Annotated in this window: 25 protein-coding genes and 1 tRNA gene; 13 read left to right on the top strand and 13 right to left on the bottom strand. The window is 55.0% G+C overall.

From position 1 onward, the window contains the following. The first annotated feature begins 8 nt into the window (after positions 1-8). The 8 genes from BJL95_RS21345 (at position 9) to BJL95_RS21305 (ending at position 10397) form a co-directional block, all read left to right on the top strand. Positions 9-764 carry a YdcF family protein gene (locus BJL95_RS21345; RefSeq protein WP_071160657.1) on the top strand — a complete coding sequence of 252 codons (756 nt, stop codon included), beginning with the start codon at positions 9-11 and terminating at the stop codon, positions 762-764. Between the two features lie 222 nt (positions 765-986). Further along, positions 987-2042, top strand: a complete 1056-nt coding sequence (locus tag BJL95_RS21340) for a toll/interleukin-1 receptor domain-containing protein (RefSeq protein WP_071160656.1) — start codon at positions 987-989, stop codon at positions 2040-2042. Next, the gene (locus BJL95_RS21335) at positions 2035-5772 is read left to right on the top strand and encodes a hypothetical protein (protein WP_071160655.1); all 3738 of its coding nucleotides are present in this window, start codon (positions 2035-2037) and stop codon (positions 5770-5772) included. The genes BJL95_RS21340 and BJL95_RS21335 overlap by 8 nt, the downstream gene beginning before the upstream one ends. Before the next feature lie 591 nt (positions 5773-6363). Continuing rightward, entirely contained in the window at positions 6364-8178 is a 1815-nt protein-coding gene (locus BJL95_RS21325) for an ABC transporter ATP-binding protein (protein WP_071160711.1), read from the top strand. A gap of 479 nt (positions 8179-8657) precedes the next feature. Then, positions 8658-9188: a transposase gene (locus tag BJL95_RS21320; protein ID WP_071160653.1), complete on the top strand. Its 531-nt coding sequence runs from the start codon at positions 8658-8660 to the stop codon at positions 9186-9188. 175 nt (positions 9189-9363) lie between these two features. After that, positions 9364-9573, top strand: a complete 210-nt coding sequence (locus BJL95_RS21315; RefSeq protein ID WP_064021136.1) for a type II toxin-antitoxin system VapB family antitoxin — start codon at positions 9364-9366, stop codon at positions 9571-9573. Further along, complete coding sequence (locus BJL95_RS21310; RefSeq protein WP_071160652.1) at positions 9570-9953, top strand: type II toxin-antitoxin system VapC family toxin; 384 nt, start codon at positions 9570-9572, stop codon at positions 9951-9953. Before BJL95_RS21315 ends, BJL95_RS21310 begins: the two co-directional genes overlap by 4 nt. Before the next feature lie 54 nt (positions 9954-10007). Beyond that, a complete protein-coding gene (locus tag BJL95_RS21305; protein ID WP_254786872.1) occupies positions 10008-10397 on the top strand; it encodes a transposase in 390 nt (129 codons plus the stop codon). Here the strand turns inward: BJL95_RS21305 and BJL95_RS21300 are convergent. The 10 genes from BJL95_RS21300 to BJL95_RS25335 form a co-directional block, all read right to left on the bottom strand. Beyond that, the gene (locus BJL95_RS21300) at positions 10373-10903 is read right to left on the bottom strand and encodes a hypothetical protein (protein ID WP_071160651.1); all 531 of its coding nucleotides are present in this window, start codon (positions 10901-10903) and stop codon (positions 10373-10375) included. The genes BJL95_RS21305 and BJL95_RS21300 overlap by 25 nt on opposite strands. A gap of 52 nt (positions 10904-10955) precedes the next feature. After that, positions 10956-11846: a DUF4747 family protein gene (locus BJL95_RS21295; RefSeq protein ID WP_071160650.1), complete on the bottom strand. Its 891-nt coding sequence runs from the start codon at positions 11844-11846 to the stop codon at positions 10956-10958. 47 nt (positions 11847-11893) lie between these two features. Then, positions 11894-12337, bottom strand: coding sequence for a hypothetical protein (locus BJL95_RS24290; protein WP_254786871.1), 444 nt, complete (start codon positions 12335-12337; stop codon positions 11894-11896). A gap of 235 nt (positions 12338-12572) precedes the next feature. Beyond that, positions 12573-12968 (bottom strand): type II toxin-antitoxin system VapC family toxin, encoded by a 396-nt coding sequence (locus tag BJL95_RS21285; protein ID WP_071160648.1) that lies wholly within the window; start codon positions 12966-12968, stop codon positions 12573-12575. Next, complete coding sequence (locus BJL95_RS21280; RefSeq protein WP_139306372.1) at positions 12965-13231, bottom strand: AbrB/MazE/SpoVT family DNA-binding domain-containing protein; 267 nt, start codon at positions 13229-13231, stop codon at positions 12965-12967. The genes BJL95_RS21285 and BJL95_RS21280 overlap by 4 nt, the downstream gene beginning before the upstream one ends. Before the next feature lie 546 nt (positions 13232-13777). Further along, positions 13778-14401, bottom strand: a complete 624-nt coding sequence (locus BJL95_RS21275; protein WP_071160646.1) for a DEAD/DEAH box helicase — start codon at positions 14399-14401, stop codon at positions 13778-13780. A 231-nt stretch (positions 14402-14632) separates the two neighbouring features. After that, on the bottom strand, positions 14633-15073 hold the full coding sequence (locus BJL95_RS21270; protein ID WP_071160645.1) for a hypothetical protein: 441 nt from the start codon (positions 15071-15073) through the stop codon (positions 14633-14635). A gap of 49 nt (positions 15074-15122) precedes the next feature. Further along, positions 15123-15485, bottom strand: a complete 363-nt coding sequence (locus BJL95_RS21265; protein WP_071160644.1) for a hypothetical protein — start codon at positions 15483-15485, stop codon at positions 15123-15125. Next, entirely contained in the window at positions 15482-15907 is a 426-nt protein-coding gene (locus BJL95_RS21260) for a hypothetical protein (protein ID WP_071160643.1), read from the bottom strand. The genes BJL95_RS21265 and BJL95_RS21260 overlap by 4 nt, the downstream gene beginning before the upstream one ends. A gap of 305 nt (positions 15908-16212) precedes the next feature. Next, a complete protein-coding gene (locus BJL95_RS25335) occupies positions 16213-16764 on the bottom strand; it encodes a hypothetical protein (protein WP_071160642.1) in 552 nt (183 codons plus the stop codon). Between the two features lie 240 nt (positions 16765-17004). Between BJL95_RS25335 and BJL95_RS21250 the strand changes: the two genes are divergently transcribed. After that, positions 17005-17238: a helix-turn-helix transcriptional regulator gene (locus tag BJL95_RS21250; RefSeq protein WP_071160641.1), complete on the top strand. Its 234-nt coding sequence runs from the start codon at positions 17005-17007 to the stop codon at positions 17236-17238. Beyond that, a complete protein-coding gene (locus tag BJL95_RS21245) occupies positions 17235-18497 on the top strand; it encodes a type II toxin-antitoxin system HipA family toxin (protein ID WP_071160640.1) in 1263 nt (420 codons plus the stop codon). Before BJL95_RS21250 ends, BJL95_RS21245 begins: the two co-directional genes overlap by 4 nt. Before the next feature lie 145 nt (positions 18498-18642). Here the strand turns inward: BJL95_RS21245 and BJL95_RS21240 are convergent. The 3 genes from BJL95_RS21240 to sbcB all read right to left on the bottom strand — a co-directional run bounded on the left by BJL95_RS21240 (position 18643) and on the right by sbcB (position 21534). Further along, positions 18643-18729: transfer RNA gene (locus tag BJL95_RS21240), tRNA-Leu, on the bottom strand. A gap of 88 nt (positions 18730-18817) precedes the next feature. After that, positions 18818-19999: a pyridoxal phosphate-dependent aminotransferase gene (locus tag BJL95_RS21235; RefSeq protein WP_071160639.1), complete on the bottom strand. Its 1182-nt coding sequence runs from the start codon at positions 19997-19999 to the stop codon at positions 18818-18820. An 83-nt stretch (positions 20000-20082) separates the two neighbouring features. Continuing rightward, on the bottom strand, positions 20083-21534 hold the full coding sequence (gene sbcB, locus BJL95_RS21230) for an exodeoxyribonuclease I (RefSeq protein WP_071160638.1): 1452 nt from the start codon (positions 21532-21534) through the stop codon (positions 20083-20085). 114 nt (positions 21535-21648) lie between these two features. Here sbcB and BJL95_RS21225 point away from each other — a divergent pair, with 114 nt between their 5' ends. The 3 genes from BJL95_RS21225 (at position 21649) to BJL95_RS21215 (ending at position 23630) form a co-directional block, all read left to right on the top strand. Then, positions 21649-22242 (top strand): SRPBCC family protein, encoded by a 594-nt coding sequence (locus tag BJL95_RS21225; RefSeq protein WP_064029859.1) that lies wholly within the window; start codon positions 21649-21651, stop codon positions 22240-22242. Positions 22243-22329: 87 nt separating this feature from the next. Further along, a complete protein-coding gene (locus tag BJL95_RS21220) occupies positions 22330-23283 on the top strand; it encodes a YncE family protein (RefSeq protein WP_071160637.1) in 954 nt (317 codons plus the stop codon). Positions 23284-23345: 62 nt separating this feature from the next. Further along, the gene (locus tag BJL95_RS21215) at positions 23346-23630 is read left to right on the top strand and encodes a hypothetical protein (RefSeq protein WP_064029855.1); all 285 of its coding nucleotides are present in this window, start codon (positions 23346-23348) and stop codon (positions 23628-23630) included. The last annotated feature ends 34 nt before the right edge of the window (positions 23631-23664 follow it).

Below are 23664 nucleotides of genomic sequence, written 5' to 3'. Positions count from 1 at the left end.
CGGCGCCGATGTCGTTCATCGCGCTTTATATCGCCAAAGCGTTGTTGCTGCCGCCGATGGGCTTGCTGTTGGCGGCGATCCTGGCGCTGGCCGGCAAACGTAAATCCGGAGGACGCGTGGCGCTGATTTGTCTGATCTTGCTATTGCTGTTGAGCTTGCCGGCGGTCGTCAATCGCCTGGCGCTGGCTTGGGAACGCTTTCCGCCGTTGGCACGGGATGCTTACTCGCAAGTTCAACCGCAAGCCCTGGTGGTCATCGGCGGCGGCTTGCTGTACGGCGAAACCGAATACCCCGGCGGGGTGACCCTGCATCCGCGCAGCCTGATCCGGGCACGTTATGCCGCCAAATTGGCACTGGCCTTGAATCTGCCGGTGTTGGCTTCCGGCGGCGGCAGTCCGGAAGCGCCGGAGATCAGCGAAGCCGGCTTGATGGCGGAGATGCTGGAAAACGAATACGGCGTCCCACAACCCTGGCGGGAAACCGCCAGCCGCAACACCGCCGAAAATGCCCGCTTCAGTTACGCGCTTTTGCACGAACTCGGCATCGACCGCATCGTGCTGGTGACTCAGGCCTACCACATGCCGCGCGCCGAGCTGGAGTTTCGCAAGGCCGGGTTTAGGGTTGTACCGGCGCCGACCGCCTTCATCGGCCGCGAAGGTCCGTTGACCTGGGCAGATTGGCTGCCGTCGGTTTCGGCGTGGTCGAACGTGTTCTTGCTGGCCCACGAAGCGGTCGGCATGTTCTGGTACCGGCTGCGGTACTGACCGACACCGGTCCGGATTGCAACGAACGCCTAACCAAAGCCAAGCAATACGCACGGCGCCCGCTTTCAATCCGCATGGGAGCGGCTTCAGCCGCGATGTCCATACATGCCGAATACCGTCCGGCCGCTACGTTGACGCTGGTTCCGGCCTCGCGCATAATCCAGCGGCTAGACGGTCGGTGACATATTCATTCATGGCAAAAGGATTTTTCGGAGCGGTCCGGTGTGCGATAACAATAACCATAAAGCGCAAGTTTTCATTAGCTATGCCCACGCCGACAATCAGACCTTCGACAAGGAGGCTCTCGGCTGGGTCAGCAATTTCGTCGATCATTTGACCAAAGCCATCCCAATGAAGCCTGGCGGCAAAGCGGTTAGCTGCTGGATGGATCACCGTTTGGAGCCGCAGCGTTCGGTCGATGAAACCTTGCGGGCGCGGATTCAGGAAAGCGCTTGTATCGTCGCCTTCATGTCGCCGGCGTATCTGAGTTCGCCATGGTGCCGATTGGAAATGGATCTTTTCATCAATTTAGTCGGTGGCGGCAAAGCCAGTAACCGGGTATTTCTGGTCGAATTACTGGAAACCGAGCGTGAAGACTGGCACTACGGTATACGGTCGATTTCCGTGGTTCAATTTTGGGATAAAGCGATTAATCAACCGGAGCCGATAACCTTGGGTTGGCCGGAGCCGGACACAAAAAACGATCGTAAATATTGGCTGGAACTAAGCAATTTGGCCTCTGTACTGGCCCGGCAAATTCAAAACCTGTCGCCGACCGAGCCTACACCTCAACCACCTAAAACTAGCCCAGTCTCTCGCCCGCAAGCTTTGCCACCCTGGCCATCCGGCCCGCTACGACTCATCATCAATGCCGACGTGCCGGACCGCGAGTTGGGCCGCCAAGCGCGGGACTTGCTTGACAAGCTGGACGAACTGAACGTCGAAGCCGTCCTGGCCGCCGAGCCGGCCGCAAACCAGTTGCCCGCCGAATACCGCAACCACCTGGAAACCCAGCTCGCCGAGAGTCACGGCGTGTTGATCGTCTACGGCCAGGCGCCGGCCAGTTGGGCGCAGGCCCAGTATTCGCTGGCCAGTAAGGTGATGAGTTGCCGTAGCGCGCCGATCTGGGGCGGGGTACTGGACGGCCCGCCGCCGGATAAGCCAGAGTCCGGGCTGCCCAGGCGCCGCTTGAAAATACTGGATTGTCGGAACGGCGAAATGGACAGCGAGTTGAAAGGGTTTGTCGAAACGCTGCGCCAAGGAATCGGACATGTTTGATATCCGCGACATCGCCATGCCATATCCCGGCCTGCGGCCGTTCGAAGCTCACGAAAGCGAAATCTTTTTCGGCCGCGAAGGCCACACCGATAGGCTATTGGAAGTCCTGCAACGCGAGCGCTTCCTGGCGGTGATCGGTCCGTCCGGCTGCGGCAAATCCAGCCTGGTACGCGCCGGGCTGTTGCCCGGCCTGGCCTCCGGCGCGCTGGGTACCGGCAGCGCTTGGCGGCTGGCCGTGTGCCGGCCCGGCGGTCAACCGCTGCTGGCGCTGGCGCAAGCGCTATTGGGTCGGCTCGCCTGGGGCCGGGAACTGGTCGGCGGCGAGCGTATCCCCAAGGATGCCGACGATGTTACCGCCGACGTGGCGCTGGTGGCGGCGGAATTGCGCCGCGGCCTGGACGGCTTGCGGAGTTTGTCGGCCTCGGCCGGGGCGCGCCGGCCGGCGGCCGCCCAGCCTTGCAATCTGTTGGTGCTGGTCGATCAATTCGAGGAACTGTTCACCTACGCCGACGCATTGGATGAAGCCGGCGACGAATCGGCGGCGTTTGTCGATCTGCTGTTGGCGGCCCGTGCCGACCCGGATTTGCGGGTCTACGTCGCGATCACGATGCGCACCGACTTTCTCGGTCATTGCGTGCGCTTTCTGAAGCTGCCGGAAGCGATCAATCGCGGCCAGTATTTGACCCCGCGCCTTAGCGACGAGGAAATGTTGGCGGCGATCGTCGGACCGGCGCGGGTATTCGGCGGCGAGGTGCGGGCGGATTTGGCCGAGGCATTGGTCAAAAGCATCGGCAACGACGCCGACCAATTGCCGCTGTTGCAACATGCCCTGGCCCGGATGTGGCGTGAGGCGGAACGCAAAAACCCGGATCGGCCGCTGATCGACGCGGACTGTCTGCTAGCGGTCGGCGGCGTCGCCGAGGCCTTGAACAAGCACGCCAACGACTTGTACGAGGCCTTGCCGACCGAACGGCAAGCACTCACCGAAGTCTTGTTCCGCGCCATCACCGAGCGCCGCGAGGCCGGCGGCCAGGACGTGCGCCGGCCGCAAAGCCTGGCGGCGATCGCCGGCTGCGCCGATGTCGCCGCTGCCGACTTGCTGCCGGTCATCGCCTGCTTCGCCGCGCCGGAGGTCAGCTTTCTGCAGCACGGCGTGGAACTGAACCAGCGCAGCGTCATCGACCTGGCCCACGAGGCCTTGATTCGCCAGTGGGATCGCTTGCAAGCCTGGGTGGAAAACGAATACCAGCGCGGGCAAAACTATCGGCGCTGGACGCTGCGGGCGGCCGAATGGACCGACGACAGCGGCTTGCTGACCAAAGGCGATCTGGCGCGGGCGCTGGAATGGTGGAACCCCACCGACTCGGCCTCAGCACCCAGCGAAGCCGAGTCGGCTAGCGCCCGCTGGCAACCGACACTTAATTGGGCGGCGCGCTATAGCGCCCAACAAAGCGCGCAACTGGCGGCCGAATTCGCGTGTCTGCGCGAGTTCATCATCGCCAGCCGCGAATTCGAAACCCGCCAGCGCGAAGCCGAGAAACGCCGACTGGAAGCCGAAGCGGAACGAGAACGGCAACGGGCGGACAGGGAACAAGCGTTAGGAGAAGAGGCGCGCCGGAATGCTGAGTTGGCGCAACAGGCCGAACAAAAAGTGATTCGTTTGTGGTTCGACTCAGCTATCACCCACGCCGCGCTGCTGGCACGCGTCGAGGATTTCCGGAGTGCCAAGGCCAAATTGGCCGATCTTCAACAGTACGATGCGGATATGCCGCCGCCGCGCCGCCATGCCCGCGACCTGCTGGCGGGTTATCTGGATATCCTGGGCGGCGAAGCCGAATTTACCTACACCGATGCCGACGGCAAGCTGCTGCCGCCATTGGTCGGCAATGTCGCGGTCAGCCCGGATGGCGTCTGGCTGGCGGCCAGCGGCGAGCGCGGTACCGTGGCCTTGTTCGAGCGGGCCAGCGGCCAGTGGGTGCAAAAGTTGGAGGGGCACGATAAGGACGCAGGTCAAAATGGCACGGTGCGCGATTTGGTTTTCCACCCCAATCAACCCTGGCTGATTTCCGGCGGCGAAGACGGTCGGATCATGCTGTGGCGCTTGCCGCAACACGGCCAGTCGGCCGAAGTACTGCGGCAGTGGTCAAGCGGTAGCAAGGTCTACGCATTGGCCTTGCACCAGGACGGCAAGGTACTGGCCAGCGGCCACGCCGACGGCAGCATACGCCTGTGGCAAATCGACGCAATCATGGCCGGCGCGGCCGAGGCCAAAGCTAGCCAAACCGCTGAAATTCAGCCTTTGCGGGTGTTTGCCGGCCATAGTGCGTTGATTGCCTCAAGAGGCTTGGCGTTCAGCCCTGACGGCGAGCGCTTGGCCAGCGCGTCTTACGACAACAGCATTCTGCTATGGGATTGGCGGCATGAAAAAAGCGATCCCAAGATTTTCTCAGGCACAAACGGTGACTTTAATGGGTTGGCGTTTTCCCAGGATGGCAAGCTTTTGGCCGGTAGCGGTGACACCCATATTGTGGTTTGGAATCTCGAAACAGGGCGGCAGATTCAGGAACTAAAAGGCCATAAAAACATGATTTTCGGCCTGAAGTTTATCGAGAATAAATTACTAGCCTCGGCCAGCAGGGACAACGGCATCCGCCTGTGGGATGTGGTCAGCGGCGTTACCCGCCGTATCCTGCAAGGGCATAGTGCTGCGGTCGTCGGCTTGGCGGTACACGAGGAGAATGGTCAGTCATTGCTATACAGCGCCAGCAACGACGGCACGGTCAAGCGGTGGGTTGCCGGTTTGCCGGGGCAGTGGTTGGTGGATTTGGGGAATGAACTGGCATCAACCGCGATTTCGCCAGACGGGCAAACGATTGGTGTGGGATACGCCAACGGAAATCTGGAAACCTATCGCTTAAACGACCTTAGCCTCGTCTCAAAAATCGAAGACGCTCACAGCGGCGATATTAATCGTTTGGCGTATAGCTCGAACGGCAAAACGCTGGCATCGGCTGGCGATACCACCGCAAAACTATGGCAGGTGAAACAAACTGGCGAAATAAGCTTCAGTCAAACCATGTCAGGGCATCACAAAATGGTTTACGGCATTGCCTTTTCCCCCGACGGCCAGCGCCTCGCCACCGCCAGCTATGACGGTCGCATCGGCCTGTTTGCGTTGGATGGAGGTGTCTCGCCGCCGCCGTTTGCCGCGCACGATGGGCAAGTTAGCGCCGTCAGTTGCGATCCGACCGGCAATTATTTAATCAGCGCTGGCAATGACGATTTTCAACTCAAACGCTGGGATTTGACCGCTAACCCGCCCACCGCCAGCACTCTGGTTACCGCTGCCGACATGATCCTCTGGGCCAGCGTCAGCTCGGACGGCCGGCAGATCGCCAGCGTCGGCCGCGACTATGTCGTCAGCGTCTACCCCAGTCTCGGCCAAGCCGAGCCGCTACGTCTGCCCGGCCACGAGCAGACCGTGTACAAAGCCATTTTCAGCCCGGATAGCCGGCAACTGGCGACGGTGGGTGGCGATATGACGGTCCGCGTTTGGGATCTGGACACGCTAAGCGAACTGTTGCGTTTGCGTTTGCCGCAGAATGCAACCGACGATGGCCCCTGGGACTTCGACTTCCGCTGCACGCCGACCGGCTGCTGGATCGCGGTGCCGTTGACCTCCGGCAAACTGGCCTTGTACAACCTCGGCCGGATCGATTACCAGCACTAGGCTGCCGGGTGGAGCGGCGGCCGGGGTTGCCGATCATCCCAAAAAAGAGCCGTTTGGCGATGAAAAATACCGTTCGTCCTGAGTTTGTCGAAGGGCGCGCGGGATTTTTCATTCACCCGTTTGGCGAGTGTATTGCGAGCCGCCCATGCTTCGGCAGGGCTCTCCTTAGCGTAGCCGAAGGACTCGGCACGAACGGCCCGCAATACACGCCAACTGCCCTTTTTAGAGGGTGTCGTAAAAGTCGAAACAGAACCCTCTCCTCGCGGGAGAGGGCAGGGTGAGGGGGATAAAATCAATGCCGTACCTTGATATTTCCCCTCACCCCAACCCCTCTCCCGCAAGGAGAGGGGGCTTTTACGACTCCCTCTTTTAGGATCATCCCGGCGCTACTCGATACGGCTATTTATTAACCCGGTCCGGCAATGTTTCAGTCGTTCTTGCTCGTTGCATCGCATCAGGCCGAAGCGATCGCTTAAAACGCTTCCGGGCCGCATCGATGGCGTGTCCGGCTCAAGCCCCGCCGCGCGCCGCCGATCCGCGGCCGGGTGCCGATTGGGTATAATGGCCCCGGCTTCCTTCCTCGAATTCACCATGCCCAAAAACCACTCGCCGGCGGATTTGCGCCGCTCCGCCGACGCGCCCGCGCTGCCCACCGGCTTGTTTCGTTTCGTATTGTTTTGTCTGCGGCCCTACCGTTGGTTACTGTTGCTGATGTTGATCCTGGAAACCGGTCAGGCCGCCGGCGGTATCCTGGTGCCTTACGCGGTGAAGGCCTTGATGGATGCGGTGGCCGCCGCGCCGCCAGGCGGCGATTGGTGGGCGGTGTTCCGCGAACCCTTGATTCTGCTGGCGGCGCTGAATGTCGGCGAAATCGTCTCCAGCCGGGCCAGCGGCGCGGTGCTGATTCTGATCGGTCCGCGTTTGCGCCAAAACACCACCCGGATGCTGTTTGCTTATCTGCAATGCCACGCGCCGCGCTACTTCGCCAACCACTTCGCCGGCGGCCTGGCGCACCGGATCAGCGAAACCGCGATCAGCGTCAATCACACCACTTGGTCCGTCATCTGCGATTTCTGGCCTATCGGCGTGACCTTCGCGGTATCGATCGGCCTGTTGCTCAACGCCCATCAAGGCTTGGGCGGCTATGTCGCCGGCTGGGTCGGCGTGTACGTGCTGATTTCCTATTGGCTGGCGACCCGTTGCCAGCCTTACGCGCAAAACTACGCGGCCACCCGCAGCCTGGTTAACGGCAAGATCGTCGATGCCGTGACCAATATCCTCAACGCCAAGTTGTTCGCCCGCCTCGGCGCCGAGCGCGAATACCTGGACGGCTATCTGGATACCGAATTGAAAACCGCCCGCCGCACCTTCTGGTACATGGAGCGGGTGCGCTGGTTTCAATTCACCGCCGCCGCGATCCTGAAGATCGGCACGATCGCCTATGCCTTGCAGTTGTGGCGGGACGGCGCGATCGGCGTCGGCGACTTCGCGATGGCGACCGGTTTGGCCTTGCTGATCATCAACGACGCCCGCAACCTGAGCCGGCGCTTTCTGGAGTTTTTCGAATACGTCGGCAACGTCGCCAACGGCGTCGAGACCATCGTGCAAAGCCACGAAATCGTCGATGCGCCGACCGCGCAAGCCTTGCAAGTCGGCCAGGGGCGCATCGAGTTTCGCGAGGTTTGTTTCGGATACGAGCCCGAGCGCCGCGTGTTCGATCGGCTTAACGTCACGATAGAACCCGGTCAGCGGGTTGGGCTGGTCGGCTTCTCCGGCTCCGGTAAATCGACGTTCGTCAACCTGATTTTGCGCAACTTCGAGCCGCAATCCGGGCAAATCCTGATCGACGGCCAGGACATAGGCGCGGTGACTCAGGCATCCTTGCACAGCCAGGTCAGCTTGATCCCGCAAGACCCCAGCCTGTTCCACCGCAGCCTGCGCGAGAATATCGGCTACGGCCAGCCGGGCGCCGACAGCGCAGCCATCGCCGCCGCCGCCCGCCTGGCCCACGCCGACGGCTTCATCGACGCGATGCCGGAAGGCTACGAATCGCTGGTCGGCGAGCGCGGCGTCAAACTCTCCGGCGGCCAGCGTCAACGTATCGCCATCGCCCGCGTCATGCTTAAGGACGCGCCGATCCTGATCTTGGACGAAGCCACCTCCAGCCTGGACTCGGTCACCGAAAAAACCATCCAGGAAAACCTGGAGCGGGTGATGGGCCAAAAGACCGTCATCGCGATTGCCCACCGTCTTTCCACGATCGCCCATCTGGACCGCATTCTGGTATTCGATCAGGGCCGCATCGTCGAAGACGGCAGCCATCAGGAGTTGCTGGACCGGCAAGGCTTTTACCACCGCTTGTGGACGATGCAAGCCGGCGGGTTTTTGCCGGAGGACGTGGTTTAGCCGCGCGATCGGGCCGGTTTGCGCGCTTGGTTTTTCGGGTGCGCGAGTGACGGACGGCCAGCCGACGCCGATACAGGCCGAGGTTTGGTGGATGAGGTTACGCTAAGCCGATCAGCGAACTTCTCGTCCGGGCCTTGGAACTCGACCAACGCGTTGCCGGCGCAAATGCCTAAACAGCTCGCCGGATCGGCGGTCACCTCCAGCCCTGTAGGGTGGGCACGGTTTTTTGTGCCCACGCTGATTTCTTCGTCTCCCCATCAATTGAAAAAATGTCTCGTTTGATGGGTGCCGAAAATCGGCCCGCCGACGCCAACTTTTTGGTCCATCGCGTGTGATTTTCGACGGTTGTCGCCAACGGTGGGATGGTTGGCGCGTTCCGGTGAGCCGTTGTCGCCAACGGCTGAATTATCATCGTTCCCACGCTCCGCGTGGGAATGCAGCCCCGGACGCTCGGACGTCTTTATGAATCAAGGTAAAGCGTGGGAAGAAGCCGTTATCTCATCACCGAAGCCGACAAACCCCATTTCATGACTTGCACCGTCGTGGAATGGCTGGCCGTGTTTACCCGCCCGGAAACCGTGCAAATCGTCCTCGACAGTTGGCAATACCAACGCCAACAAACAGGTTTAAAACTCTACGGCTACGTGATTTTGGAAAACCATCTGCACTTTATCGCCCAAGCCCCGGAACTCGACAAATGCGTTGCCAGCTTTAAAGCTTATACCGCCCGCCGGATCATCGACCACCTCCAGCAACAACAAGCCGAGCGCCTGCTGCAACGCCTGCATTTTGCCAAAGTCGCACATAAACGGGATCGCGAATACCAGTTCTGGCAAGAGGGCGTACATGCCGAAATGATTTTGAACGAAGCGATGATGCGGCAGAAGCTGGACTACATCCACGCTAACCCGGTCAAGCGCGGTTATGTCAACTTACCGCAGCATTGGCGTTATTCCAGTGCCGCCAACTATCAAGGCTTGGCGGGGTTGATGGAGATTGATGTTTGGTGATGGACGCTGGAGCGTCCGGGGCTGCGTTCCCACGCGGAGCGTGGGAACGATGAAAAGGTGCTAGTGATCTTGGGGGCTGCACAAATCGCGGCAGTAAGTACGGTACGTGTTGTTTATCCCCTATGAACTAATATTTGATACAGTACATCATCAGAATTGATGTCGAGAAAACACCATGAGAACCACCGTAACCATTGACGACACCTTGTATCAAAAAGCCCTGGAAATGGCCGATCCGGACATGGACAAGGCCGAAATCTTCCGGGAAGCGATGAAAACCTTCGTGCGGATTCAGGCCGCCAAGCGCTTGGCGGCGTTAGGTGGAACCATGCCGGAGATGGCCGACATCCCCCGAGATCGCCGACAAACCGAACCGTCTGCATGATATTGGTCGATACCTCGGTTTGGGTTGACCATTTCAAAAATCGCAACGAAGACCTGGTGCGTTTGCTCGTTTCCGATTCGGCGTTGACTCACCCGCTGATCGTTGCCGAATTGGCTTGCGGTACGCCGCCCGCGCCGAGAACCCAAACCCTGAACAACCTGCGTCAGCTAAGGTATTGCAATCAAGCCGGTTTGCAGGAAGTGGAAGACTTTATCGAACGTGAAGCACTATATGGCTTGGGTTGCGGGCTAATCGATTTGCAGTTGCTAGCCTCGGTTTTGATCACGCCCGGCGCCAAGCTGTGGACGTTGGACAAGCGGTTGGCGAAACTTGCCGAGCGGTTTGGTGTGGCTTATCAAGCTTCGCCGACTACGAATTGATTTACATGTTCCGTGCGGTTCGTTACCTCACCGCACGCCACGAGCTGCGGCTGCGTGGTTTTGGAAAACCATCTGCACTTTATCGCCCAAGCCCCGGAACTCGACAAATGCGTTGCCGGCTTCAAAGCTTATACCGCCCGCCGGATCATCGACCACCTCCAGCGGCAACACGCCGAGCGCCTGCTGCAACGCCTGCATTTTGCCAAAGTCGCACATAAACGGGATCGCGAATACCAATTCTGGCAAGAGGGCGTACATGCCGAAATGATTTTGAACGAAGCGATGATGCGGCAGAAGCTGGACTACATCCACGCTAACCCGGTCAAACGGGGTTATGTCAACTTACCGCAGCATTGGCGTTATTCCAGTGCCGCCAACTATCAAGGCTTGGCGGGGTTGATGGAGATCGATGTTTCAAATTATTTATCAGATTTATTTTCTTGATGAAATTCATACCAAGAACAGGTTCTGAACACAGCCATGGTTGCTGCTAGCATGGCTGTTATCGAATACAGAAACGTTAAGTAGCCAACACCATTGCCAAAACAAATGATCCAAAAAAAATACGGCGGAAGATCGGCATGGAAGTCAAAAGACTTCGCTACGATAGCGGACAACAACGCAATAAACTGAACAATAATGAAATGGACAAATGAAGCGCATAAGCTCATATATGGCGTCACATTCCCATCCTCATCTTTTTCAGCAAGGACAGCTCTAAATTTTTCATCGCCAAAACCTAAAAACATCGCAAATCCACCAAGGGAGAAGCCAAGCAGGTTTGGAAGCACAGATATGCTTTGCTCCCACCATTTTTCATTTATCCAAAAATGATTGGTTAAGATCAGCAGCAATAGAGCAAGATGTAAATAGGGCGACTTTATTAGCAATGAAAAGCCGCCATATGAAGCCCAATACCGCTTAAAAATATTAAACGTGCCAGAATACATGATTATACAAAAGTGAATTGTATGTTTTTCATTCTAACATAGAGATAAGTTCTCAATATTTTCTTTTCCAAAATTTATCGCCATGCAATTCTTCGGCTTTATCCTTCAAAGCGCTGTAAGCAGTTTGAGTTTCTTTACTGTATGGTACCCTTATTTTTAAGGGAGACTCTTTTGTGGCCAAAATTACGGGCTTTTCGTGAACATCTCGGCCTTTAGCCTCAACATATCCGTTGGATGCAGCGACGTTAACCAGTATTTTCGTTTCCTTGTCTGGTTCAATAGTGGAGTGCTTGGTTGCAACTAAAGATACATGCATCTTTTTTGCATTTTGCGTCCTTAGTCTCTCTAACAATCTCTTTTCATCTTCTTCATGATCGTCTGGATTTGGCCTTACCAACTCAATATCTAGCTTGTCCAGCCGGTGTAATTTAAATATTTCTTCAACTTTGTTACGGTCTGGTTCTATCGTAACCTCTACAACTCCATATTCGAGCTCAATGTCTATATTGCAAAAAAAATTTTCAAATATTTTTTTTGCAACGTTAACGCCAATCGATGACTCATCGGTTCTGATAGATATATATAAGCGATGGTCGTGTGGAAAGAAAATAAATGGAAATCGTTTTAAGTGAGGTTTTAAGTGTTCAGGAATAATTATTTCATCCAAATCATTTTTTTCAGCTTCTTTATTGCTATTTAAGTTCAACCAAGGCTCATTGGTATCTAACTCGATAAATTTAAATACTTCTCCGTAGTAACATACTTCATCGCTTTCCGGTAACTGATAAAGTCTGCCGAGTATGGCTGATCGATCCCCGTGAGCATGCGCTTTTACTTTTTTTCTGTAAATTTCATTAAATAGTGACGCATACCTTTCGGAATGATGTGGATCATGCAAGGCAATATTCAAAACGCTTAATTCTATGCTGGCTTCTCTTGGCATGTTTTTCCTTAAAGTTGTTATGATTTAGAAGTAAATGATCCTAGAATTTAATAAATACTTATCAGCACGTAGGGGATGCCGGAGCGGCTGTCTTCGCCTTGCTCGGCGTCCATCGCCAATCCTTGTTCGGTGACCAGCCAGCCTTTCAAGCCCTTTTTGATCCAGCCGAGTTCCGACAAGATGTAATTCATTTTGCTGGCGGGGAGTTCGAACTGTTGCCCCAGCACGGTGGCGGTCAACAGTTTCGGTGCGTCGGGTTTGGCTGGCGGCGCTTCGATGGCCAAATCTTCCGGCCAGGCGACGTATTGGCCGTATTTGCCGTTAAGATAGACGCCACCGGCGACACTTCCGGCGTTGGTCAGTTGCCATTTGTCGTCTTTTTTTCGATCAATCCCAAAGCCGTCAGTTGCCCGAACATCTGTTCCTGGGCGATGCCGCGCAATTTGGCGAGTTGGGTGGTGGAAAGCTGTTTTTCGTCGTTCATCGCTCAAGCCGTTTCGTTAGACCGGGCGAATTGTAGACCAAGGTCGGAGAAGTATGGCGGAGAACCTTAACGATGTGCGGTGCGGGGATGCTGGGTGTTCCAAGCAAGGCCATAAGCCGCAATAACTAACGGGCATTGCGCCGTATTGGGCCATGTTGTTTTGGTGATGTTCTTATTGGACTGACGAGTCGTATCTGCCCGGTTTATTGAAAGGGTATTGCCGTCGGACGTATGTCAGCGCTTCAAATCGGTAAAACCCGCACTTCCGGCGTGATATCGGCGTCGCGCGCGGACTTGCAAAAATCGCGGTCGAAGGTATGCATCACCGCTTTACCGCAGGCAGCCAGATGCAGGGCATCGGCAAAATCGGCGCCTTGTGCGTACCATTCCAGCGCATGACTGACGGCTTCGGCATCCTCGACCACCGTGTTGTCTACTTCCAGCAATGCCGAGAAAAATGCGCTGAGTTGGTCGCGGGTTTTCTTGTAGCGGGCGCGCAGAACCCATTCGGTTTCCAGTAGAACGGTGCGCGAGATAAAAATACTATCGCTGGTAATCAGTTGCCGAACCACGGCGACCTGTTCCGGATGATCGTCCACCAGCGCCCGCACCAGCAGGTTGGTGTCAAAGGCGATCATGAGGCATCCGAACGGTCTTCTTCGTTGAGGTCTACCGGCTGGCATAAGGCTTCAGTGGAAAGCGCCGGACCGTCATGCTTGAGCATGCCGATCAAGTCAGACAAATTGCGGCCGGTTTTCTTCGGCGCCGCTTTCAGCGTAACGCCGGACGCATTGGAAACCAGGGTTAGTTCCGTGCCGGCTTCCCAATGCAGTTCGTCGCGAATTTCCTTGGGGATGACAACCTGGCCCTTGCTGGATAGGGTAATCGTGGCGGTAGACACTGGCATACTCCTTCGAGTAAGACAAAAAGTAAGCCGGATTATCCGCTGGCGACGCCTCGTTGACAAGTTTGGGGTGGTGTCTATACCTGGATAGATTTTGCGGCTCCATGTTGCGTGATGGAAACGGATTTCTACATCGACACCCCGATAATGATCTAGGAAAGACACCTCAATGAATAATCTGCACAATTTTCAGATCCGTTCCAAGGCTTCCTGGCCACAGTGTGTACTTGGCTAATTTTCGTTGGATGGCGCCGAACAATAAAAAACCCGCGAAGCCAGTAAACTTGCGGGTTTTTGAATTGGGTTGCATCTGTTTGGATGCATAAATGGTGCTCAGACCGGACTAGAAATATAGCTAATCATATGAAATAAAACGTAAATTATTTGATAAAAATCGGAAGTACACGATCGAGTACACGATTTTAGGTTTTGCTCTTTGCCTCGGTTTTACCGTCTCCATCAAAGTAGTAAACTTTTTATCAACTTTCGAAAATGCTACGGGTTCAATTCTCAAATGACCAATCGAATTCGAATGCTTGTTGATCAGCTTGGGGCAGCCATTCGGTAGCCCATTGCCCGATATCCGCGTTGGCGTTTGTCCCACATACGCAGTAAAGCCGGGTGACCGGTGTCGACAAAGTCGATGATTCGAACATCGGTTTTGGTGGCGTGTTCACGGTGTAAACGGCCAGCATATTGCTGCAGAGTACCTTTCCACGATATCGGCATGGCCAGAACCAAGGTATCCAGTGGTGGGTGATCAAAACCTTCACCCACCAATTTTCCCGTGGCTAATAAAACTCGAGGCGCATCTGGTGGCAGTCCTTCAAGTTCTGTGATCAAAGTAGCCCGTTGCTTTTTCGACATTCGGCCGTGAAGCACAAAAGGTGGCGGTAACTTGCTGTCCAATGCCAACAAAATAGCATCCAGATGTTCGGTGCGCTCAGTTAAGACCAATACTCTTCGCCCCTGATCAAATGCTGTAATAATCTCCCGAGCAATCGCCGCCGTTCGATCCAAATCATTGGCAATATGACGGAATACATCCTGAATGGCGGACTCCTGAGGTAGCTCGATTGCCTTGTAAATCACTTGCGGGATAACTTCCAGGTCACTCGGTGCATTATCTGGTTTTGCTGCTGTGTAGCGGATTGGTCCGTACTGCATGAAAATAATGGGTTGTTGTCCATCGCGGCCGCACAGGCGTTGCCGTCAGCCCCAACACATATTTGGCTTTGCCACCGCCAATGGTTCCGACTACAAAACCGGCACTAAATCCGATACAAACCCAGCCAAATTTTGAACACATCGGATGGGCCATATTTGCGACACTCAGGATTTGAATAGTATGGTCGCTAATTTGGGCTGTCGTTCAACATCGACAAAATAACAACTTTGCTAAGAACTTTCTTTACTTCGTCTGATACCACGACGAAAAGCGAAAAACTGTATTGCTGATATTCCAAAGATTGATACCATAGCCCACATCCTTTCGTATGTGGCGCTCATTTCATTTATCTGCACCACAAGCAGGCTTATGAAGAATAAATTTATAGCAGTCCCTAATATAAGGCAATTAGCTTCTTCCCTGTTAAATATGGTTCGTTTCTCAAGGACACCTCCCAAAAAAACAAGAAAAGTTACAGAAACAATAAATAGAAAAATACTGATGGCATCAGATGTGTGGAAAATAAGTAAATATAGAATTCCATAAAAAATCAACAACAAAGGCCAAATATCAATTGCCAATTTTATGATGCATACTATTTTCTTGCGGTATACACCTACGATAAAACCGAATAAAGCCCCAATTAGAGCGCCAATAAGAATGAGCCTCATAATTCCTGTCTAACGCCAAAAAAATAGATACTTTTCATTTAGAAAATTGCTAGATTTCGTCTGGTGCCTTACTAACCCATTCGGGCGCATGAAGTAAAACGGGAGCCCGATCATTTTTACCCCAGAGCGTAGATGACAAGCCCCAGTAAAAAAAATGGGCTTTTTTAGAGCCTTTTAACTCTTTAATATTCTCCCTTCCCGACTTTGTATAGAGAACGACAAGATCACCTGCAGAAACAGCTTTATATGGAAACCAGAACGTATTATAAGTCCCGATAGTAACTTCGCCGTTGCTAAACCCGGTCTGAATAACTAAGTAATCACCTGTATCAGTATCTGCTGTTACTTTTAAAATCAATCGCTCTTTATCTAAGTTCCCTTTGTCTGCAACAGACTGGATATCAATATTCATCGCTTAACCACCTTTGAAGCGATTCCTCCAATTATAAGAATAATTCCAAAAGCTATGGATATATATCCAGTGGGTTGCGTTGTCCAAACCGAAGGCGCATAACCAAGTGAAGCTGAACCGACGGTTAGGCAAACGCTAAAAATTACTTCTTGGGATGTGGATGACTTAATTTTTTCCTCGAGAATCGCCGATTTTTTGTCTGCGTCATAGAATTTTCCACGAAATTCGCTCAGTTCAAATTTCTCTTTTTCTAGTCGCTCAAGATCATCAATCAACATGCGTTGAACAGCGGGTGATGACAATTCATCATCAGATAATTCTCTTCGAATATTCCTTAAGGCTCGTCGCCCTTTACCGTGACTGACTTCATTGCCGTCTCCAATGTCCTCAGGCTCAATATCCGGCTGTTCGTGATTGGTCATCAGTGATTACCCATTTCTACAATAAATTTCTACGCAAAGCTGAGGGAGACGTGGTCAGCTCAGATTAGCGATAACATAAGTAAATCGCATATATATTTTGAGCGACAGCTTATTTGCCTTTTGTTGTCACTGCAAATGAAATCTAATCGGCAGGTTTGGGTCGACTGTGGCATTTCCATACACCCCAAAGCCACCATTCATTATTTACTTAGTTGTATCGGAACCGGTGGTACTCGATGTTATGCCCTTCGAGTAAAGCAATCAGCCTTGCGTTTTCAGCTTGGAGATCAGCTAAAAGCGCATTGCTAGTCATTGATGCCATATTCGGCTAACAATATTGCCATATCTTCGCCAACACCCCAGCCGACATTCGAGCCTTGCTTTGCAACTTGCTCGAGTCTGCGTATAAAAGCTGGACGTTTGGCTTCCGGCAAGGCCATGACATATTTCAATGCTTGTTCGAACATACGCACTAAGGCATCAAAATAGCCTTCATCGTCCGTGCCGCAGTAGCCCATGAAAACAAATACTTTTTCGCAATAGAAAATTGACAGTTCAGCCAGTCCTTCAGGTTGACCGACTGCTTTTTTGTAATCGGTAATCGCTTTCTTCGCTTTGGCCACTGAAATAGGTTGATTGCGCATGACATCCGGGCAAATCCAGCGGGAAATCGTGTCCTTATAGGGTTTGAGAATATCCTCGCCCAACCCGAATCGTGCATGCAGAAACGTTTGATTATCTTTATTGGCTGAGTATAGGTCTTGTATCAGCCCGATCAGACCAACTCGATCGACGTCAGCCAATTTGGATTTAACGTCGCTCCAGGTTGCTTTGGTTTTTTTCTGTTTGCTAGTCATTTGCTGTCGGTTATTGTTTGGTTCGTACTTGCAGTTAGCCTAAGTTATATCATCAGCATTCAGCGCTAACCATCACAGTCAGACTGAGCTGAATAGAGCTGACACTGAAAGGGGTTATTTTTCCCGAACGGGAACTTGAATGCTTGTCTATCGTAAATTCTAAATTAAATTTCCCGTTCGGGAAATTAAACTTGCATATTGGTTGTTTTCGCCTAATATTTTCCCGAACGGGAAAACCTCATGATCAACATCCAATCCACCCAACAACTTGGCCAAGCGCTACGCTCTGCCCGCAAACAGCTCGGATTAACGCAGTCCGAACTGGCGTTGGCGGCAGGCGTGGGTGTTCGCTTTATTGTTGACCTCGAAGCCGGCAAGCCGACCGTACGCCTAGAAACGGTGATGCGAGTGATCGAGACATTGGGTGGTGAGGTCATGCTCGATGGTCTGCCGAACACCACCGAAACACCATGAGCCATTTACTTGCCGTCTATTTGTTCGAACGCCGGGTGGGAGATTTGGCGCTGGTTGAGGGTAGACTGAAATTTAGCTATAACGCCGACTGGCTGCAACAGGCCTACCCTGTCCCGTTGTCCTGTTCGTTACCGTTGCAAGTTGAGCCGTTCAACGACCAACAGACGCGACCTTTCTTTGCGGGATTGTTACCGGAAGGCAAATTACGCCAACTGATCGCCCGCCGGTTTCAGGTCTCGAAGCAAAACGACTTTGCCTTGCTCGATCATATTGGCGGCGAATGCGCCGGTGCCGTTTCGCTGTTGTCGCCAGACCAATTACCCGCCATATCTGAATCCGCAAACGCGACCGACTGGTTATCCGATTCTGACGTAGCGGCCTTGTTGGATGAATTGCCGCAGCGGCCGATGCTGGCTGGTCAGGATGGTTTGCGCTTATCACTGGCGGGCGCTCAGGATAAATTACCGGTGGTGTTTGATGGTCAACGAATCGGTCTGCCCCGCAATGGCGCACCCAGCACCCACATTCTCAAACCGGCCATCGCTGCCGTTGAAGACAGTGTAAACAACGAATCTTTTTGCATGGCATTGGCCAGAGCAATGCAACTTCACACCGCACAGTCGCAAATTGCCAGCATCGGCGAGCGCCAATTTTTGCTGGTTGAGCGTTACGACAGAACACTGGCTGCAAATGGCCAACGCGTGCGACTGCATCAGGAAGATTTCTGTCAGGCACTCGGCGTGGTACCCGAATTGAAATACCAGAATGAGGGTGGGCCGGGGTTAGAGCAGTGCTTCGACTTGGTCCGACGCGTGACCCGACCGAGTGCGCCGCAGGTGTTGCGTCTGCTGGATGCGGTGATTTTCAATGCCTTGATCGGCAACCACGACGCCCATGCCAAGAACTTTTCTATCTTGTATGCCGACAAAGGCGCCGTTCTGGCGCCGCTCTACGACTTATTGTCAACCGCCGTTTATCCCAGCCTGACGCCCAAAATGGCGATGCAGTTGGGTGGCAGATACAAATTCAGCGAAGTGCAAGCCCGACATTGGGATCGCTTTGCCCAAGCGGCGGGCTTATCGGTAGCGCAAACCCGAAAACGCATTCTAGGTTTGTGCCAACGGCTACCGCTTGTCGCGCGCACTTTGCAAGCATCGGCGGATCATGACTTTGTCGGAAATCCGGTGGTTGAACAAATCGTACAGCTGATCGAGCAACGCGCGGCGTTGACGGTCAGGCAGTTGAATGATAAGGCCTAAAGCCAATCGGCTGGCGTTGATTTTGGCATCGCTTCTAAGTGTGCGCTGGACTCGTTTTCGTTGGATGCACCGGACAATAAAAAACCCGCGAAGCCAGTAAACTTGCGGGTCTTTGGATTGGGTTGCATCCGTTTGGATGCATAAATGGTGCCTCAGACCGGAATCGAACCGGTACGACCTTTCGGTCGCGAGATTTTAAGTCTCGTGCGTCTACCTATTTCGCCACCGAGGCACGGTGCTGTCGTGGGGACAGAAGGCCGCGAATTCTAAAGCATTGCGCTGAATTGTCAACGTAAAGTTGGCCGCCCGGCGCGGCTTGCTTAGACCGCTTGCTTGATGCGGGCCAGCGCGTTTTCCAGGTTGGCCATGCTGGTGGCGATCGAGATGCGGATGTGGCCGGGGCAGCCGAAGGCCGAGCCGGGCACCAGCGCGACGCCGGCTTTTTCGATCAGGTATTCCGCGAATTCCAGGTCGTCGTTGATGCCGTCCAGGCGGGCGATCAGTTTGTCCACATTGGGAAACACATAAAAAGTACCGTCGGTCGCCAGGCATTCGATGCCGTCTATCGTGTTCAACTCGGCGACGACGAAGTCGTGGCGCTTCTTGAACTCGACCATCATCGCGTCGATGCAGCCTTGATCGCCGTTCAGCGCGGCTTCGGCGGCGACTTGCGAGATCGAGGTCGGGTTGGATGTGCTTTGCGATTGAATGATGCACATTGCATCGATCAAGTTGCCCGGGCCGGCGCAGTAGCCGATCCGCCAGCCGGTCATCGAATAGGCTTTGGAGACGCCGTTCAACACGATGGTACGGTCGTAGAAGCCGGGGTGGGCGTTCAGAATGTTGACGAATTCGCCCTTGTTCCACAGGATGTGTTCGTACATGTCGTCGGTGGCGATTAACACGTCCGGGAAATCGACCAACACGTCGCCCAGCGCTTTCAGTTCGTCCAGACTGTAGGCGGCGCCGGTCGGGTTGGACGGGCTGTTGATGACCAGCAAGCGGGTTTTGGCGGTGATCGCGGCGCGCAACTGAGCAGGCGTGATCTTGAAACCTTGCGATTGGCCGGCTTCGACGATGACCGGCACGCCGTCGGCCAACAGCACCATGTCCGGATAGGATACCCAGTAAGGCGCGGGGATGATGACTTCGTCGCCGGGGTTCAGCAACGCTTGAGCCAGATTGTAAAAACTTTGCTTGCCGCCGCAGGACACCAGGATTTGCTTGGGCTCGTAATCCAGACCGTTGTCGCGCTTGAATTTGGCGATGACGGCTTTCTTCAGGCCGGCGGTGCCGTCCACGGCGGTGTATTTGGTGAAGCCCGAGTTGATCGCATTAATACCGGCGCTTTTAATGTGTTCCGGCGTGTCGAAGTCCGGTTCGCCGGCGCCCAGGCCGATGATGTCTTTACCGGCGGCGCGCATGGCGGCGGCTCTGGCGGTGATGGCCAGGGTAGGGGACGGTTTGACTGCTTTAACGCGGTCGGACAATGTGATGCTCATGCTTCCTCGGTCGAAATTTACTCAAATGGCCGGCATTATACGGTAATTTGCCGGTTACGCTTGGTTTGGCGCGCTAAAACCGATTATTTTTTAGGGTTTGCCAATTTTGCGGCCAGTTCGTCGGCATACGCCAGCAGTTGCGCCAGTATCGCCGGATCTTGCTTGTCGGTATCGGGCGACAGGGCGGCGATGCTGGCTTTAAAACTTTCCAGCGCGCTGGGCCGGTCGGGCGCCGGTTCCAGCAGGCGCCGCCGGCAATGCGCCGACCAAAGCTCTCGCTCTTCGGCGGTCAGGGTTTCCGGATAATTGCGAGCCCGGTAGCGAAACAGCATTTCCGGCAAGCGGGCATCGTCGAAGCCCGGATCGAAGTCGGCCAGTTCGGCTGGCGGCAATTGGCGGATTCGATTCATCGCGGCTTTGTCGCCGGCACTGAAGAAGCCGCCGCTGTAGATCATCAAGTCCGGATCGTCGGGAGCGTCGGCGTAGTCGCGGCGAAACACCGCGCCCAGTTTGTCGGCCAACGGCGGCGCGGCTTGCAGTTGTTGCAGATGTATCTGGCAACAGCCCAAATCCAGTTGCAATCGCTCGGCGTCGGCCGGCCGGATCACCGACAGCGGCGCCAGCACCGGCGCTTTGTTGACGTGCACGGTTTTCAACGGGATGCGGGTGACGCCCTCCGGTAAGTCGTCTTTGGCAACAAATAGGCGCTCGCGGATTTGTTCGGCCGAAAGATCGAGCAAGGGTCCGGGATCGGCGGACAGATCGTAAACGATGATTTCGTTGGCGTTGACCGGGTGCTGGGCCAGCGCGACGACCACCGCCAGACAGTGGTTGCGAGCCGGGTAGCGGGCGGAAATATGCACCAGCGGCGTGAAACTGCCGAGTTTCAACAAGTCGAGCGCTTGGCTTTTTAGGCGGTGCTCGAACAAGTAGTTGAAAAGCTTGGGTTGGTGTTGCTTAATCAGCTTGGCGACGGCGATCGTGGCGTGGACGTCGGCCAGCGCGTCGTGGGCGTCGGCGTGGCCTATGCCGTTGGCGCGGGTCAGTTCTTCCAAGCGAAAGCTGGCGACGCCTTCGGCATTGTCCGGCCAGTGAATACCGTCCGGGCGCAGCGCGCGGGCGGCGCGGGCGATGTCGATCAAGTCCCAGCGCGAGTTGCCATTTTGCCATTCGCGGGCGTAGGGGTCGTAAAAATTGCGGTACAGCAGATTGCGGGTGACTTCGTCGTCGAAACGCAAGGTGTTGTAACCCAGCGCGCAAGTGCCGGGTTGGGCGAGTTGGGCATGGATGCGCGCGGCGAATTCGGCTTCGCACACGCCGCGCTGGCGGGCCACTTGCGGCGTAATGCCGGTGATCAAGCAAGCTTCCGGGTGGGGCAGGTAGTCGTCCGACGGTCGGCAATAGACCATCAGCGGTTCGCCGACGATATTAAAATCGTAGTCGGTGCGCAGTCCGGCGAACTGGCAGGGCCAGTCGCGGCGCGGATCGGCGCCGAAGGTTTCGTAGTCGTGCCAGAAAAAGCTGGGTGCGGTCATGGTGGCTCGGGTGACGGGAAAAATTCCGCAAACTTGCGTTTGCGGCGACTAGCCGGCGGATTTTATCTTATAATCGCCGCCTTATTTTTACGCGACCACCATAGGAAACCGTTTATGAAAAAAACCTCGCTACTCGTTTCAGCGGCTCTGATGTTGTTTACCGGCTTGGCCAACGCGCACGGCCCGGTCAGAGCTAAACTGACCGCGACCCTGACCATCGATGCGCCGGCTGCGAAAGTTTGGGACTTAATTAAGAATTACAACGATATGTCCTGGCATCCATCGATTAAGAGCGTCGAAGGCGGCGACAACACCAAAGGTTCGGTGCGTACCTTGCATCTGCAAAGCGGCGGCACTATCAAGGAAGAGTTGAAATCCTACGAAGACGCCAAAATGGCCTACAAATATAAAATCATCGACATGAGCTCGACCGGTACCATTAAACACGCCGGCCAAGACGAGCCGGTGCCAGTACTGCCGGTCGGTAACTATGCCGCCGAATTGTCGGTGGCCGATAAAGGCGGCAAGGCCGAAATCGAGTGGGTGGCTACTTACTACCGCGCTTATGTCAACAACAATCCGCCGGCCGAGTTGAACGAAGAAGCGGCCGACAAAGCCGTCACCGAAGTACTGACCACCGGTCTGGAAAACGTTTCGCGCAAATTGACCGGCCACGCAGGCAAGGTCGAAATCGAGATGAAACGCTAAACCATGCTCTCAGGATAGAGACGCGCGCTAGCGTCTCTATCGCCTCGGCCGGGTCTCGCTCGGTCCATTTGTTGCTTTCTCGTCATCATGACTCATTTCCGCAAGCCCGTATTGATCGCGACGTTAATGCTGAGTGCCTGGAATGTCCGGGCCGCGCCGGCCGCGTTCATCACCAATCAACTCGACAATTCGGTGTCGGTGATCGATACCGACAAGCAGAGCGTCGTCGAAACCGTCAAGGTGGAAGGCAAGCCGGCCGGCGTCGCGGTGAATTCGGTATTGAAGCAGATTTACATCAGCACGCCGGAAGGCGGCGGTTTCGCGGTGTTGGATAGCGAGCGGCTCAAGGTGCTCAAAGTCGTCAAGGTCGGCGGCGCCTCGCTGGGCATCGCGGCCGACCGCAAGGGCGAGCTGGTGTTCGTGGCCGATTGGTACGAGAACTCGGTCGCGGTTTTCGACGCTAAGACCTTCGCGAAAATCAAGACCATCACGGTCGGCAAATCGCCGTCGGGCATGACGGTCAGTCCGGATAACCGTTGGCTGTACGTGGCTAACCGGATCGACGATTCGATTTCTCAAATCGAGCTGGCCAAATTGACGATCCGCAATACCACCAAGGTTGGCGAGCATCCGTTCGGCATCGCGGTGGACGGCAAGGGCAAACGCTTGTATTCGGCCAATGTCGAGAGCGACGACGTTAGCGTGTTGGACGCCCACAGTTTAAAACGCTTGGCGACGATCAAGGTTGGCTCCCGGCCTTACGCGGTGGCGCTGGCCTTGAACGATAGCCTGCTGTTCGTGACCAATCAGGACGACGGCACAGTCACCGCGATCGACACCGCGACCTTGAAGCCGGTCGCGGTGATCCCGGTCGGCGACAAGCCCGAGGGCATCTGCACCCATCCCAACGATAGCCAGGTTTACGTCGCCAATTGGTTTGATAACAATGTTTCGGTCATCGACGCCAAGACGCTCAAAGTGGTCAATACCATCGGCACCGGCGAGGGTAGCCGGGCCTTCGGCGAGTTCTTCAGCCGCTAAGCGTCGTATTTCGCGGCCGCTGTGCTAGACTGCGCGCCGCTTACACCATTTTTGAGAAGGCTATGGCTGAAAACGTTGAAGATTTGACCATCCGTTACGAAGACGGCGGCGTCGAAACCGTGAAGGAACTGGATAAAAAAATATTGAGCAAAGGCGCTTGGGCGACGGTGCTCTACCGCTATCAGGATTGGGAGCCGGCTAAGAATCAATACAGCGCCGACCGCTTCAGCATCCGCCGCTATCAAAAGCGCAACGGCGAGTATCAGCAAAAATCCAAATTCAATATTTCCAGCGAAAAGCAGGCCTTGGAATTGATCGAAGCCTTGCAAGGCTGGCTGAAACCGTAAGCGGTTTTGCCGCCGGACTGAATCGGTCTGGCGG

This window comes from Methylomonas sp. LWB (assembly GCF_001856095.1).
Taxonomy (GTDB): Bacteria; Pseudomonadota; Gammaproteobacteria; order Methylococcales; family Methylomonadaceae; genus Methylomonas; species Methylomonas koyamae_A.
This window is presented reverse-complemented; position numbering and strand designations above follow the sequence as displayed.